Here is a 14,294-nt window from a genome sequence, read left to right as displayed (position 1 = left end):
CTGAAACCAAACCAGACACATGAATCTCATCTTGCAGAGCCTGGGCGCAGAACGTAGCACCAGCAGTGCCATCGACCGTATCGCCAACCTGGCCGGCGTTGCCGCGGCCGATATCAGCAGCGCCGGCCGCCATGCCTGGCGTTGCGACGGCGTCGACTATTCCGAAAACCTGAAGACGCTGATCGACGCCGCCTGCTACGGCGCCCGGATCGACTGCGCCTGGCTGCCGGCGGCGCCGAAACTGGATGATTTCAAGTTGCTGGCGATGGACATGGATTCGACCCTGATCACGATCGAATGCATCGATGAAATCGCCGACATGCAAGGCTTGAAGCCGCAAGTCTCGGCGATTACCGAAGCGGCGATGCGCGGCGAGCTGGAATTCAATGAAAGCCTGACCCGGCGCGTGGCCTTGCTCAAAGGCCTGGATGCGTCGGCGCTGCAACGAGTGCTGGACGAACGGCTGCAGTTGTCGCCAGGCGCGGAAACCATGCTGGCGGCAGTCAAGGCGGCCGGCCTCAAGACCTTGCTGGTGTCGGGCGGCTTCACGTTCTTCACCGATCACATGAAGGCCGCTCTCGGACTCGATTACAGCCATTCCAACGTGCTGGAAATCGTCGACGGCAAGCTGACCGGGAAAGTGCTGGGCGGCATCGTCAACGCCGAGGAGAAAAAATCGACGGTCGAACGCGTTTGCGCCGAGCTGGGCATCGCGCCAAGCCAGGCGATTGTCATGGGCGACGGCGCCAACGACCTGGCCATGATGAAGATCGCCGGCCTGTCGGTAGCCTTCCGCGCCAAGCCTGTGGTGCGCGCGCAAGCGAGCGTGGCCTTGAATTTTGTCGGTTTGGATGGCATCTTGCCTATATTGGCGTAATTCCTGAAGAATCCAGCGCCTCTTTTAACGTAAAGGACAGTCATGGCCCAAGAACTAGTCTTCGATAGCAAGCTGCATTCCGAGAAAAATCTCGCCTGGTGGCTCTACCTGTTTCATGCCGCCAGCCTGCTGTTTTCCCTGGGAGCGCTGTCCTGGATCCCCCTGATCATCAACTATGTCAAACGCTCGGATGCGGCCGACACCTTTGTGTACAGCCACCACAACTGGCAAATCCGCTCGTTCTGGTGGTATCTGCTGTGGATGGTGGTCGGCGGCGCCCTGTTCCTGACCGTGCTTGGCATCCCGCTGGCTTTCGCCGTCTGGGGCATTGCCTGGCTGTGGAAGGGCTATCGCCTGATCAAGGGCCTGGTGGATTTGAATGACAACAAGGCAATGCCTGCTTGACTCCATCTAGCAAAAAACAGCCGGCGGCAAGCCATGGCGCGGTGCGGGCGATGTCTGATCGCGACATTCCTGCCGTCATGCGGATCCAGGCGGAATCCTATCCGGAACCGATGCAGGAATCGGAAGCCGTGTTCCGCGCCCGCCTCGCCCTGACCCCGGCGACTTGCTGGATATGGTCAGGACCAGGGCAAGGCGCCGGCGCCTATCTGTTCAGCTACCCTTCAAGCAAGGACGCCGTCACCGCGCTGGATCATCCCTTCACGATTCCCGCGGCGCCCGACTGCCTGTACCTGCATGACCTGGCCGTTGCACCGGATGCGCGCGGCCGGCGGGCAGCCAATGCCCTGGCGGCCGCCGCACTGGAAAAGGCGCGCGCAGATGGTTTAGGCTGGAGTGCGCTGGTGTCGGTGCAACGGTCGCAGGTATTCTGGGAAACGCTAGGTTATGCCGCTGTAGAATCACTGCCATCTCCCGCCAGGGAAAACCTGGCCAGCTATCAAGTGCAAGGAAATCAGGGCGCTGCCGTTTATATGCGTCAGCAGCTGACCTGAACTACAGGCCCAAGCTGCAGGCGAAAAAAAAGCCGATCTGTCTGGATCGGCATTTTTTTTGCTCGCTGAAATCGTCGCGGCCTAGCCACGTACAGCATTACATCAGGTTGAAAGCTTGCTCGATATCGGCAATCAGGTCCTGCGGATCTTCCAGGCCGATATTGAAGCGCACCAGCGTGCCCTGGTCTTGCCAGTTCTTGCGCATGCCCTGGATCCGGTAAGGAACGCACAGGCTGTTGGCGCCGCCCCAGCTATAGCCGATCTTGAACAGTTTCAGGCTGTCGACGAAACAGTCGGTCTGCTCTTCGCTATAGCGGGCATCGAACAGCACCGAAAACAGGCCGCCCGCGCCGGTGAAATCGCGCTTCCAGTTTTCATGTCCCGGGCAGTCCGCAAAAGCCGGATGCAATACCCGGCTGATCTGCGCCTGCTGCTGCAGCCAGGCGGCAACCGTGCGCGCGCCGGCGTCGTGCGCGTCGAAGCGCAGTTTCATGGTCGGCAGGCTGCGCAAGACGAGGTAAGCGTCATCCATGCCGACGCCGAAACCGAGCCGCATATGCGCGAGCTGCAGCTTCTGGTTCAAGGCCGGATCCCGGGTGACCACGGCGCCCATCAGCACATCCGATCCGCCCGACTGGTATTTGGTCAGCGCCTGCATCACGATGTCAACGCCCAGGTCAAAAGCGCGCAACGCCAGGCCGGCCGACCAGGTATTGTCTATCGCCACCAGCACGCCCTTGGCGTGCGCCGCGGCGCAGATGGCGGGCAGGTCCGGCACTTCCATCGATACCGAACCCGGCGCCTCGGTCCAGACCAGGCGGGTGTTCGGCTGGATCAGGCCAGCGATGCCGGCGCCGGCCATCGGATCGTAATAGCGAGCGGTAATGCCGAAATCCTTGGACAGCCAGTTGCCCAGCTCGCGATTCGGGTTGTACACATTGTCCGGCAACAGCACGTCGTCGCCGCTCTTCAGCAAGGCCAGGTCGACCATGGTGATCGCCGCCAGCCCGCTAGGCGCCAGCAGGCAATGCTGGCCGCCCTCGATTTCCGCCAAGCGCGCTTCCAGCGTGAAGGAAGTCGGCGTGCCGTGCAGGCCGTAGGTATAACTGTTCTTTTCCTGCCACTCGCGCGCGCGCATTGCCGCGACATTCTTGAACAGCACGGTGGAGGCGTGGTGGATCGCTACCGGAAAAGCGTCAAAACCTGCCGGCGCGGTGTAGTCGCTGTGCATCAATGCGGTTTGAGGATTCTTCTTTGCCATGTTCAATGATGGTTTTATTTGACGGCTCTGGGAGCCTGGACAGTCAAGGCGAAAGGCTTGGTCACCGCATCGTCGGTAGTGGACCAGGTGCCGCTGAAAGTATTGCCGACAAGTTTGCCAGCCCACTCGCCGGAAACATCCTTGCCGTTGACGGATTCTTCCATGAGGATATCGGCATTGTCCGATTCGCCTGCCAGCAGGATTTTAGCGGATTGGCCGGCAATCACATAACTGCCCTGGATGCCTTCGCTCGGATCCGGTTTCTGCTGCAAATGCATTTCGATCTGCGCATCGCCCAGCGTGCCGCGCAAGGTCAGCGGCGTGGCGAACCGGTCTTGCGCCGCAACCGCGGTTACCGGCGCGCCAGCAGCATTTCGATTATCCGCCAGCACCGGGGCGGCGGCAAAACCAGCCAGCAAGGTCAGCGCAACAGCAACCTTCCCTGCCGTCATGCAGCGGCCCACAAATCGTGCGCATCGGAGGCGGTGATGGTGACGTCGACAAACTCGCCGACCACCAGCTTCTTGTGCGGTTCATACGGCGGCTTGACGTACACCACGCCGTCGATTTCCGGCGCATCGGCGCTGGAGCGGCCGACGCCGCCGTTGCGGTCGACCGAATCGATCAGCACGCGCATGGTCTTGCCGACCTTGGCTTGCAGGCGTTTCTTGGAAATTTCCTCCTGCAGCTGCATCACGCGGCCGCGGCGCTCTTCGCGCAGTTCTTCCGGCACCGGATTGTCCAGGGCGTTGGCAGTGGCGCCTTCCACCGGCGAATAGGCGAAGCAGCCGAGGCGGTCGATTTCCGCCTCTTTCAGGAAATCCAGCAGGTATTCGAACTCGGCGTCGGTTTCGCCGGGAAAACCGGCGATAAACGTGGAGCGGATGGTCAGGTCCGGGCACATCGCGCGCCAGGCCTGGATCCGCTCGATATTCTTTTCGCCGCTGGCCGGGCGTTTCATGCGCTTCAGCACATCGGGATGGGCATGCTGCAGCGGCACGTCAAGGTATGGCAGCACCTTGCCTTCGGCCATCAGCGGGATGATCTGGTCGACGTGCGGGTAAGGATAAACGTAGTGCAGGCGCACCCAGGCGCCGTACTGGGCCGCCAGTTCGCCCAGCGCCGTGACCAGCTGCGTCATGTGGGTCTTGACCGGCTTGCCGTTCCAGAAACCCATGCGGAACTTGACGTCGACGCCGTAGGCGCTGGTATCTTGCGAAATCACCAGCAGTTCCTTGACGCCGGCCTTGAACAGGTTCTCGGCTTCCAGCATGACGTCGGCGATCGGGCGCGACACCAGGTCGCCGCGCATCGACGGGATGATGCAAAAACTGCAACGATGGTTACAGCCTTCCGATATTTTCAGGTAAGCGAAATGCTTGGGCGTCAGCTTGACGCCCTGCGGCGGCAACAGGTCGAAGAACGGCGCGTGCGGCTTGGGCAGGTGCTTGTGCACGGCAAACATGACTTCGCCGACCGCATGCGGGCCGGTCACTTCCAGCACCTTCGGGTGGATCTTCTGGATGATGTCGTCGCCGTCGGCATCCTTCTTGGCGCCCAGGCAGCCGGTCACGATGACCTTGCCGTTTTCGCTCAGCGCTTCGCCGATGGCGTCCAGCGACTCTTGCACTGCGGCATCAATAAAACCGCAGGTATTGACGATTACAAGGTCGGCGCCTTGGTACGACTTGGCAGTTTCATAACCTTCCGCGCGCAGCTGGGTCAGGATCTGTTCGGAATCGACCAGCGCCTTGGGACAACCAAGGGATACAAAACCGACTTTAGGGGCGGCGGCTAGTGCAGCCGGTGCAGCTGGCGCGGCGGAGATGACGTTGGACATGGCGGGAGATGGGGTCAAAGCAAAGTCGCTATTGTACCCCTTCCACCGCCATGGTTACCCTGCAAGGTTCGTAAAAACCTGCCGCGGGGCTTGCTCAATGATTATTTTTTTGTCTTGTCCGGCGGCGGCGGTGCAAACGGGAAAGTGCCGAACATGTTCTTGGTCTGGTTTTGCATCTGCTCCTGCATCTGGATGAACAGGCCTTTGCTCTGTTCGATGTAGTTGCTCATCATTCCCTGCATCATCGGCCCCTGGACATTCATGAACTGCGCCCACATTTCCGGGCTGAAAGGCTTGCCTTCGTAAAAACCCTTGGAATTCTCGGTGAGCTTGTTCTGGATATCGATGAACGCCTGGATGTTCTTTTCCAGGTAAGAACCCATCATGCCCTGCATGGCGTGGCCGTAGTAGCGGATGATCTGCGACAGCGCCGCGCTGGAAAACATGGGCGTGCCGTTCGACTCTTCTTCCAGGATGATCTGCAGCAGGATGCTGCGCGTCAGGTCGTCCTCGGTCTTGGCGTCCAGCACAACGAACTCTTCGTTGTCCAGCACCAGCTGCTTGACGTCCGTCAGGGTAATGTATGAACTGGTTTGCGTATCGTAGAGGCGACGATTCGGATACTTCTTGATCAAACGTTCAGACATTTTTTTTGGTGTAGTCATTTCAGTCCCAGGTTGCTGCGCCCATAACGCATTTTATATTTGTTACTTTAGCAATCGACGTTTTGCTACAGTACATCTTCATTATATGCATGTGCAAAGACAGTGCAGGGAGTTTTATTGCATTGCAGTACAAACAAGCGTGTGCAATATCCCGCATGGATTCGCAATCCATGCGGGAAACCGCATCAGCCCATATGCAGGCCGCCGTTCAGCGAGAAGTCGGAACCGGTGGCGTAGCCGCCCTCTTCCGACACGATCCAGGAGATGATGGAAGCGATTTCTTCCGGTTCGCCCAGGCGTTTTACCGGGATCCCGGCAACGATTTTTTCCAGCACGTCCGGGCGGATCGACCGCACCATGTCGGTGCCGACATAACCCGGCGACACGGTATTGACGGTAACGCCCTTGGTCGCCACTTCCTGCGCCAGCGCCATGGTAAAGCCGTGGATGCCGGCTTTTGCGGTCGAGTAATTGGTCTGGCCGAACTGGCCCTTCTGGCCGTTGACCGATGAAATATTGACAATCCGTCCCCAGCCGCGGTCCGCCATGCCGTCGATGACCTGCTTGGTGACGTTGAACAGCGAATTCAGGTTAGTGTCGATGACCGCATCCCAGTCTGCCTTGGACATCTTGCGGAACTGGCCGTCGCGGGTAATGCCGGCGTTATTGATCAGGATATCGACTTCGCCGACTTCCGCCTTGACCTTGTCGAACGCTGCCTTGGTCGATTCCCAGTTGGAGACGTTGCCTTCCGAAGCATGGATATCGAAACCCTTGGCGCGCATGTCGGCCAGCCATTTATCCTTGCGCGTGGAATTCGGCCCGCAGCCGGCTACCACGGTAAAACCATCTGTGCAAAGACGAGTACAAATTGGGGTACCGATGCCGCCCATTCCCCCTGTCACATAAACGATTCGCTTTGCCATCTCTTGTCTCCTTCAAAAAAACGATTCAAAAAATCCATCTGCTTCGTGACTACAACTTCCCCGACAGTCTTCCCGCTGTGTTTTATTCTGCCCTGACTTTGACATACCGTCCCGGCGCAGGTTCGATGACGCTGTACTGAGTATTTCCCAATTTGCGCGGCGCGGCCACTTGTTTTCCTGCATGTTCGGATAAAAATCCGGTCCATTCGGTCCACCAGCTGCCTGGATGTTCAACCGCCGCCGCCATCCATGCTTCGGCATCCACGGCGCCTGCCTTGCCGGCGGCGTTGCCGGTCCAATAACTTCGCTTCTTCTTTGCCGGCGGATTGATCACGCCGGCGATGTGGCCGGAAGCGCCGAGCACGAAGCGGTTCTGTTTCGGCTTCCCGGGATTGAGCAGGGAAACCGAGGCATAGGCTGAGGTCCAGGGCACGATATGATCGTCGCGCGAGGCATAGATGAAAGCCGGCGCATCGATCTTGCCGAGGTCGATCTTTTGTCCGCCTACCGTCAGCGTGCCGGCCTCCTTCAGCGAATTGTCCAGGTACATGTGGCGCAGGTAGTAGCAAAACATCGGCCCCGGCAAATTGGTGCTGTCGGCATTCCAGTACAGCAGATCGAAAGGCGTCGGCTGCTCGCCTTTCAGGTAGTTCGATTCGACATAATTCCACAGCAGGTCGTTGGGACGCAAGCTGGAAAACGCAGAACCGAATTCACGTCCAGGCATCAGGCCGCCCTGGCCGATGGCCTGTTCCCGCATGCGGATCTGCAGGTCGTCGATGTATACGTCGAGGATGCCGGTGTCGCTGAAATCCAGGAAAGCAGTGAGCAAGGTCAGGCTGGCGACCGGATTGTTTTTTTCCGCCGCCAGCTTTGCCAGGGCCGTCGACAGGATCGTGCCGCCGACGCAGAAACCGAGCGTGTTGATCTTGTCCTGGCCGCTGATCTCCTGCACCGCCTGGATCGCGCGGATTGCGCCATCGACGATGTACTGGTCCCAGGTCGCATGCGCCAGCGATTCATCGGCGTTGCGCCAGGAAACCAGGAACACGCTGTGCCCCTGCTCCACCGCATAGCGCACCAGCGAGTTCTGCGGCTGCAGGTCGAGGATATAGAATTTGTTGATGCAAGGCGGCACGATCAGCAGCGGCCGCTGGTACACCTTGGCGGTCAGCGGCGTGTACTGGATCAGCTGGAACAGGTCGTTTTCAAATACCACGGCGCCTTCGGTGGTGGCCACGTCCTTGCCGACCTCGAATGCCGACTCGTCGGTCTGCGACACCCGGCCCTTGTGCATGTCCGCGATCATCTGGGCGATGCCCTTGGTCAGGCTTTCACCATGGGTTTCGACAATTTTCTGCTGCGCCGCCGGATTGGTCGCCAGGAAATTGGAAGGCGCCATGGCGTCGATCATCTGCTGTACGGTAAAGCCGATCTTGCGCTTGAGCTTGGGCGGCGCATCCAGCGCTTCGACCATCGCGTTCAGGAAGTGGGCATTGAGCAGGTAGGCCGCCGCATTGAAGGCATGCAGCGGATTGTCATGCCAGGCCGCGGCGCTGAAACGGCGGTCGGCGATGGCCGGTATGCGCGCTGCCAGCATGTCCTTCCACAGCGCGGACAACTGCTCCGTGTATTCCGCCTGCAGCTTTTCCAGCACCGCCGGATCGAGCGAAATGCCGAGCTCGCCGAAACCCGCCGCGCCGTTCTGGTTTTGCGCGGCTGGATTGAAGCCGAGGAACATGCCGGGGTCGGCTATATGGCCGAGCTGCTGGAGGAACTGGGGATTGAAGGCTTGACTGAATTGCTGCGAGAGTTGCGACAATGCGGCAGGATCGAAGACGGAAAAATTAGGCGTATTCATGCGGTGACCGTTGTTTTGGCTTATTTTCGTGTATCTTTTATCGGATTGACTCTAGAGCAGGAACCAAATGCATATCGTCGCCATCGCATGGATTTACGTTGTCTTCATGATGGCAATTACAGAGGCTACTCCAGTTGCCGGCGTGATGACTTTTTTACTGTACGGTGTTTTTCCTTTGACAATTGTTTTATACCTGATGGGCACGCCGAAACGCAAGAGAAATCGTCAGCGCACTGAAAATTCTAACAGGCTGGCGGCACAGCAAAAAGCTGCCGCCGCCGCAACCGCCGAGACACCTGCTTCGCAAGAAAAACCGGAATCAGCCAAACCATAAGCGACGCCGGTCATTTCAGCCAGATCAGCGAAGCCATGCGGCCGGTCACATGGTCGCGGCGGTAGGAATAAAAATTCCTGTCGCTGACCGTGCACAATCCGCCACCGTAAACATTCTGCACATCTGCCTCGCGCAGCGCAAGCCGCGCCAGCTGATAAATGTCGGCCAGGTATTTGCCCGGCCGCTGTGCGATCGGCGCAAAGCAGGCTTCGGCCTGCTGCCTTGCCTGGCCAGCCGGCGCCGCGTCGGCGAATGCCGCCAACACATCGGCGCCGACCTCGAACCGTTCGGGGCCGATGGCCGCGCCCAGCCAGGCGGCAATCGGCCCGGCGCCGGCGGCACGCATGCGCGCCACGGTATTTTGCAGCACCCCGCCCTGCAGTCCGCGCCAGCCGGCATGCGCGGCGCCGACCACGGCGCCGTTCATATCGGCAAACAAGACCGGCAGGCAATCGGCGGTCTGTATTGCGCACACTACGCCGGCCCGGGTGGCAATGGCGGCATCCGCTTCGACGCCGGCGACGGCAGCGCCGGCGTCGACCACATGATGGCCGTGGACTTGCGCCAGCCACAGCGGCGACGCCGGCAGCAAGACATCCAGTTGCGCACGGTTGGATTCGACCGTGGGCAGCAGGTCGCCGACATGGCTTCCAAGGTTCAGGCCGCCGCCGCCGTTGCCGTCGTCATACGGCCCCTGGCTGGCGCCGCCGCCGCGCAAGGTGGCAAAAGCGCCAATATTCGGCGGCAATCCAGGCCAGTCCGGAATGATCAATTGCATGCGCCGAAGGCTCCTTCTTTCCGTTTAGTCCACAAAACCGCGACCGTCATTCCGGCACGCTCATGCCGGCGCGCACCAGCAGCGCGGCGAAATCCTCCGGCAGCGGCGCATGCCACTCGCAAGCCTTACCCGTGCTCGGATGGATCAGGCCCAGGCGCGACGCCTGCAGGGCCTGGCGCGGGAAAGCCGGCATCAGGTGTTGTTTGCCGTACAAGGCGTCGCCCACCAGCGAAAACCCGAGCGACTGCATGTGGACGCGGATCTGGTGGGTACGCCCAGTTTCCAGGCGACAACCCATGAGACTGACCGGACGCCGCTCCAGCAGGCCGGTCGCCAGCCGCTGGTAGTGGGTGATGGCGGGCTTGGCGATCAGGCTGTCGGATACCGCCATCTTGATGCGGTCGCGCGGATGGCGCGCCATGGGACTGTCCACGGTTCCGTTCAGCTGCGGCGTGCCCCACACCAGCGCCAGGTACTGGCGCTTGACGGTACGGGCCTGCAGCTGGCGCACCAGGTCGGTCTGCGCTTCCAGCGTCTTGGCGACCACCATCAGGCCGCTGGTGTCCTTGTCCAGGCGATGCACGATGCCGGCGCGCGGCACTCCTGCCAATGCCGGCCAGCGGAACAGCAGGCCGTTGAGCAAGGTTCCTGACCAGTTGCCGGCGGCGGGATGCACCACCAGGCCGGCCGGCTTGTTGATGACAATGATTGCCGCATCTTCGTAAACCACATCCAGCGCCATGTCTTCCGGCGTGAACGCCTTTTCGTCGGGCGCCGGCTGCGGCAGCACCACCACGGTTTCATCGCCGTAGGTGGTCATCTTGGTGGTGCCCGGCTTGCCGTCGACGGTAACGTGCCCGGCTTCGATCCATTGCTGGATGCGGCTGCGCGAATATTGCGGCACCAGGGTTGAAACTACTTTATCCAGGCGCGTGCCGCACACATCCGGTGTCAATTGCAGTACTATCGGCGCGCTGGCAGTAGCCGCGTCGCCGTCGTCGACATAGTCGATATCGGCCTCTAAATCAGCGTCAGGCAGACTTTCAGCCAAATTTGGCTTGGTAAATGACATCACTTGAAGTCCCATCAGCTATAATCAATCGTTGTTAATACACGTAAATACGCGCAATCTTGCAAACCACTATGCAAAAAAGACTCTTAAAACTAGCTGCTGTCGCATTCGCTCTATCCTTATCTGCGTGTGGCTTATTGCCAGACAAAGTCGATGAAACCGCAAACTGGTCCGCCCCCCGATTATACTCGGAGGCCAAGGATGAAATGAACAGCGGCGGCTACGATAAGGCAATTAAGTACTTTGAAAAGCTGGAATCGCGTTATCCGTTCGGCACCTACGCGCAACAGGCGCAGATGGATATCGCCTATGCCCACTACCGGCAAGGCGAACAGCCTGAGGCGCTGGCGGCAATTGACCGCTTCATCAAGCTGCATCCGAACCACCCTAACGTAGACTACATGTACTACCTGCGCGGCCTGGTCAACTTCAACGACAAGATCAGCATTTTCGACTTCCTGTCGAGCGAGGACGCCACCGAGCGCGATCCGAAAGCGGCGCGCGATGCATTCGACGCCTTCAAGCAGGTGGTGGTCCGCTTCCCCGAGAGCACCTACGCCCCCGATTCGCTGGCGCGCATGAAATACCTGGTGAATGCGCTGGCGCAGTATGACGTCCACGTCGCCAGCTACTATTACCGCCGCGGCGCGTATGTGGCGGCTGCCGACCGCGCGCAAAGCGCCATCCAGCAATATCGCGATGCGCCGGCGGTGGAAGAAGCGCTGCATATCATGGTGCAGTCTTACGAAGCCCTGGGCCTGACGCAATTGCATGACGACGCTGAGCGCGTGCTGAAGAAAACCTACCCGAACAGCAAGTATGTCGGCGGTACCGGCACCGACAGCACCAAGGTAGTAAAAGCGCCTTGGTGGAAATTCTGGTAACAGGCAGGCTCGCACTAAATAAAAATGCCCCGTTCTTCCAAGCGGGGCATTTTATTTTGAGGCTATGCTTGTCGCCACGCGCCAGCCAGTAGTCTTGCTTGCCTGAACGGCTTGGCTTGTCAAAGGCCGGAAGCGGGACGCGACCTGCCGGCCAGCAGATTATTGGGACGCGCTTTCACCCCATGGATCTGAAACAGATGCTGCTGGAACTGCTGCGTGGCGTACTCCCAGGAATATTCCAGCGCATGTTCCCGCACCTCGCGCCGGTCTAGCGCCAGGGCCCGCTGGCAAGCCGAGGTCAAGTCCTCGTCCAGTATCCCGGAGCGCCCGTGCGCCACCACATCGAGCGGACCGGCGACCGGATAAGCGGCGACCGGCACCCCGCATGCCATGGCTTCGACCATGACCAGCCCGAAGGTATCGGTATGGCTGGGAAACACCATCACGTCGGCGCAGTTGTAATACGAGGTGAGCTCATGGTGCGGCTTGGCGCCCAGGAACTGCACATCCGGATAGCGCTGCTGCAGCTCTTCGCGCAGCGGGCCGTCGCCGATCACCCATTTGCTGCCCGGCAGGTCAACCTGCAGGAACGACTCGATGTTCTTTTCCACCGCCACCCTGCCGACGTAGAGGTACAAAGGGCGGACGATGCAAGCGTGGTCCTCGTCGACCGGCTTGAAACGTTCGGTATCCACCCCTCGGCCCCACAACACCAGATGGCGGAAGCCGCGCTGCTCCAGCTCCTTGAGCACATGCGGCGTCGGCACCATCACCGCTTTCGAAGGACCGTGGAACCAGCGCAGCCAGCGGTAGGTCAGCGCCTTGGGCAGGATCGAACGCGCGCTCAGGTACTCGGGGAAACGGGTATGGTAGGCGGTCGTAAAGCCTATTCCCTGGCGCAGGCAGAAACGCCTGGCGGCCAGGCCCATCGGCCCTTCGGTCGAGATATGGATGCAGTCGGGCCCAAACGCCTTCAGGCTGGCCGCGATCCTGGCATAAGGCTTGTGCGCCAGGCGGATTTCCGGATAGGTGGGACAGGCGAAAGTCGGGAAATCGTCGGGGCTCAGCAGCAGCACTTCGTGGCCGTTATGGCGCAAGCATGCGCTGGTGGCGCGCAAAGTATTGACTACCCCGTTGATCTGCGATTGCCCGGCGTCCGTTACGATGGCAATTCGCATAATTCTTTAACCTTCTTGCCGGACACTGGATTCTTTTGCTGCATGATTTCCTGCCAGGTCACCAGGCGCAATTCGCCGCTGGCTTCTTCCACCAGCGCCGACAGGCTTTCCACCCAGTCGCCGTCGTTGCAATAGGTGATGCCGTTGATGTCGCGGATTTCCGGCTTGTGGATATGGCCGCAAATGACGCCGTCCAGGCCCTTCTTCTGCGCTTCCGCCGCCAAGGCATCTTCAAATGAAGAAATGTAGTTCACGGCGTTTTTCACCTTCAGCTTCAGGTATTGCGAGAGCGACCAGTAAGGCAGGCCGGCGCGTGCGCGCCAGCCGTTGAACCATTGGTTGAATTTCAGGATCACGGTGTACAGGCTGTCGCCCACGTACGCCAGCCATTTGGCGCAGGCGATCACGCCGTCGAAACGGTCGCCGTGCAGCACCAGCATGCGTTTCCCCTGCGCGGTGGTATGCACCAATTCATCGCGAATCCGGATACCGCCGAAGTCCAGATCGATGAATTGGCGCACAGCCTCGTCATGGTTGCCGGGCACAAAAATCACCTCGGTTCCCTTGCGCGCTTTTTTCAGCACCGTTTGCACTACGTTGTTGTGGACCTGGTCCCAGTACCAGCGGCGCTTCAGCTGCCAGCCGTCGATGATGTCGCCGACCAGGTACAGGGTGTCCGACTCGGTCGCGCGTAAAAACTCCAGCAGGCGAGCAGCCTGGCAGCCGGTGGTTCCCAGGTGGACATCGGAAATCCAGATGGTGCGAAAGCGGATCGGATCTCGCTTGGCGCCGGCGCCGGCGCTAACGCCGGCGCCGGAATTTGCGCCAAACAACGCAGCTTCCAGAAACTGTTCACCTGGTTTCATGTCGCCCTCGTTTCTTTAAGATAGTGGCGCGCATAGCGCTGGTCCAGCTTGGACAAGGGCAGCAGCAGGAAAAAATCGGCGGAGTGAAAATCGGGATCCCAGGCCGGGTCGCCGCAGACCCAGGCGCCGCTGCGCAGATAGCCTTTCAGCAGCGGCGGCATCTGCGCCACATGGCCGGCTTCACGCTCATGGACCGGAAACGGCACATGCGGCGTGACCCGGTATTCCGCCGGAGCGAAATTGCCCGGCTCCAGGCTGTGGTACAAGGCCGCGGCGTTGTGCCCGCCGTCGGCCAGGCTGACGCTGGCGCAGCCCATCAGGTAGTCGCAGCGTTCGCGCCGCATGAAGGCCGCCAGGCCGGCCCACAGCAGCATGATGACGCTGCCGCTGCGGTATTCGGGATCGATGCAGGCGCGCCCGGCTTCGGCAATGCTGCTGCGCAGGTTGTCGAGGCGACCGAGGTCGAATTCCTGTTCCGAGTAATAACGCCCCATGCTTCTTGCCGCATGCGGGCTCATGACGCGATAGGTGCCAACCACGCGCAAGGTGTTGGTGTCGCGCACGATCAGGTGATCGCAATAAGAGTCGAATTCATCGCTGTCCAGGCCATCCGCATTGGCCAGCGCGGACAAGCCCATCGTCTCGATAAAAACCTTATAGCGCAGACGCTGCACTTCGCGTACTTCTTCCGGCGTACTGGCAAGACTAACCGTCAACTTGGAAACACTCGTACTTGCTTCGCCAGGATTCGTTAGTAGTTGCATTCATCGTCCTTTCTGATTGTGACGATGACAAG

At 60.0% G+C, this 14,294-nt stretch carries 16 protein-coding genes; 5 read left to right on the top strand and 11 right to left on the bottom strand.

Annotated elements, in window-relative coordinates; all coding sequences use genetic code 11:
• Positions 1–19: 19 nt before the first annotated feature.
• Genes serB through V8G57_RS01890 form a run of 3 tightly spaced genes read left to right on the top strand, consistent with a single transcriptional unit; the run spans position 20 to position 1,833 of the window.
• Positions 20–877 carry a phosphoserine phosphatase SerB gene (serB, locus tag V8G57_RS01900; RefSeq protein WP_342827953.1) on the top strand — a complete coding sequence of 286 codons (858 nt, stop codon included), beginning with the start codon at positions 20–22 and terminating at the stop codon, positions 875–877.
• 42 nt (positions 878–919) lie between these two features.
• Positions 920–1,282 carry a DUF4870 family protein gene (locus V8G57_RS01895; RefSeq protein ID WP_092392172.1) on the top strand — a complete coding sequence of 121 codons (363 nt, stop codon included), beginning with the start codon at positions 920–922 and terminating at the stop codon, positions 1,280–1,282.
• Entirely contained in the window at positions 1,279–1,833 is a 555-nt protein-coding gene (locus V8G57_RS01890; RefSeq protein WP_342827952.1) for a GNAT family N-acetyltransferase, read from the top strand. Before V8G57_RS01895 ends, V8G57_RS01890 begins: the two co-directional genes overlap by 4 nt.
• Positions 1,834–1,930: 97 nt before the next feature.
• Here the strand turns inward: V8G57_RS01890 and V8G57_RS01885 are convergent, their stop codons facing one another.
• From V8G57_RS01885 to phaC, 6 genes are all read right to left on the bottom strand, one after another.
• Positions 1,931–3,094, bottom strand: coding sequence for a cystathionine beta-lyase (locus tag V8G57_RS01885; RefSeq protein ID WP_342827951.1), 1,164 nt, complete (start codon positions 3,092–3,094; stop codon positions 1,931–1,933).
• A 14-nt stretch (positions 3,095–3,108) separates the two neighbouring features.
• Positions 3,109–3,546: a hypothetical protein gene (locus V8G57_RS01880; protein ID WP_342827950.1), complete on the bottom strand. Its 438-nt coding sequence runs from the start codon at positions 3,544–3,546 to the stop codon at positions 3,109–3,111.
• Complete coding sequence (gene rimO, locus V8G57_RS01875) at positions 3,543–4,934, bottom strand: 30S ribosomal protein S12 methylthiotransferase RimO (RefSeq protein WP_342828055.1); 1,392 nt, start codon at positions 4,932–4,934, stop codon at positions 3,543–3,545. The genes V8G57_RS01880 and rimO overlap by 4 nt, the downstream gene beginning before the upstream one ends.
• A 101-nt stretch (positions 4,935–5,035) precedes the next feature.
• The gene (phaR, locus tag V8G57_RS01870; RefSeq protein WP_014005763.1) at positions 5,036–5,599 is read right to left on the bottom strand and encodes a polyhydroxyalkanoate synthesis repressor PhaR; all 564 of its coding nucleotides are present in this window, start codon (positions 5,597–5,599) and stop codon (positions 5,036–5,038) included.
• A 185-nt stretch (positions 5,600–5,784) separates the two neighbouring features.
• A complete protein-coding gene (locus tag V8G57_RS01865) occupies positions 5,785–6,525 on the bottom strand; it encodes a 3-ketoacyl-ACP reductase (RefSeq protein WP_092392166.1) in 741 nt (246 codons plus the stop codon).
• An 82-nt stretch (positions 6,526–6,607) separates the two neighbouring features.
• Positions 6,608–8,386 (bottom strand): class I poly(R)-hydroxyalkanoic acid synthase, encoded by a 1,779-nt coding sequence (gene phaC, locus V8G57_RS01860; RefSeq protein WP_342827949.1) that lies wholly within the window; start codon positions 8,384–8,386, stop codon positions 6,608–6,610.
• A gap of 67 nt (positions 8,387–8,453) precedes the next feature.
• Between phaC and V8G57_RS01855 the strand changes: the two genes are divergently transcribed.
• Positions 8,454–8,720: a hypothetical protein gene (locus tag V8G57_RS01855; protein ID WP_092392162.1), complete on the top strand. Its 267-nt coding sequence runs from the start codon at positions 8,454–8,456 to the stop codon at positions 8,718–8,720.
• Positions 8,721–8,730: 10 nt separating this feature from the next.
• On the opposite strand, the gene pgeF is transcribed toward V8G57_RS01855, so the two are convergent.
• A complete protein-coding gene (gene pgeF, locus V8G57_RS01850; protein WP_342827948.1) occupies positions 8,731–9,498 on the bottom strand; it encodes a peptidoglycan editing factor PgeF in 768 nt (255 codons plus the stop codon).
• Between the two features lie 46 nt (positions 9,499–9,544).
• Positions 9,545–10,585: an RluA family pseudouridine synthase gene (locus tag V8G57_RS01845; RefSeq protein WP_092392158.1), complete on the bottom strand. Its 1,041-nt coding sequence runs from the start codon at positions 10,583–10,585 to the stop codon at positions 9,545–9,547.
• Between the two features lie 56 nt (positions 10,586–10,641).
• Here V8G57_RS01845 and V8G57_RS01840 point away from each other — a divergent pair, with 56 nt between their 5' ends.
• Entirely contained in the window at positions 10,642–11,454 is an 813-nt protein-coding gene (locus V8G57_RS01840; RefSeq protein ID WP_092392156.1) for an outer membrane protein assembly factor BamD, read from the top strand.
• 119 nt (positions 11,455–11,573) lie between these two features.
• Here V8G57_RS01840 and V8G57_RS01835 read toward each other — a convergent pair whose 3' ends face one another.
• Genes V8G57_RS01835 through V8G57_RS01825 form a run of 3 tightly spaced genes read right to left on the bottom strand, consistent with a single transcriptional unit; the run spans position 11,574 to position 14,262 of the window.
• Positions 11,574–12,632, bottom strand: coding sequence for a glycosyltransferase family 4 protein (locus V8G57_RS01835; RefSeq protein ID WP_092392154.1), 1,059 nt, complete (start codon positions 12,630–12,632; stop codon positions 11,574–11,576).
• A complete protein-coding gene (locus V8G57_RS01830) occupies positions 12,614–13,498 on the bottom strand; it encodes a UDP-2,3-diacylglucosamine diphosphatase (RefSeq protein WP_092392152.1) in 885 nt (294 codons plus the stop codon). Before V8G57_RS01830 ends, V8G57_RS01835 begins: the two co-directional genes overlap by 19 nt.
• Positions 13,495–14,262 carry a GNAT family N-acetyltransferase gene (locus V8G57_RS01825; protein ID WP_092392150.1) on the bottom strand — a complete coding sequence of 256 codons (768 nt, stop codon included), beginning with the start codon at positions 14,260–14,262 and terminating at the stop codon, positions 13,495–13,497. The genes V8G57_RS01830 and V8G57_RS01825 overlap by 4 nt, the downstream gene beginning before the upstream one ends.
• Between the last annotated feature and the right edge of the window lie 32 nt (positions 14,263–14,294).

The sequence above is a fragment of the Collimonas rhizosphaerae genome, from assembly GCF_038896935.1.
GTDB classification, from domain to species: domain Bacteria; phylum Pseudomonadota; class Gammaproteobacteria; order Burkholderiales; family Burkholderiaceae_D; genus Collimonas; species Collimonas rhizosphaerae.
This window is presented reverse-complemented; position numbering and strand designations above follow the sequence as displayed.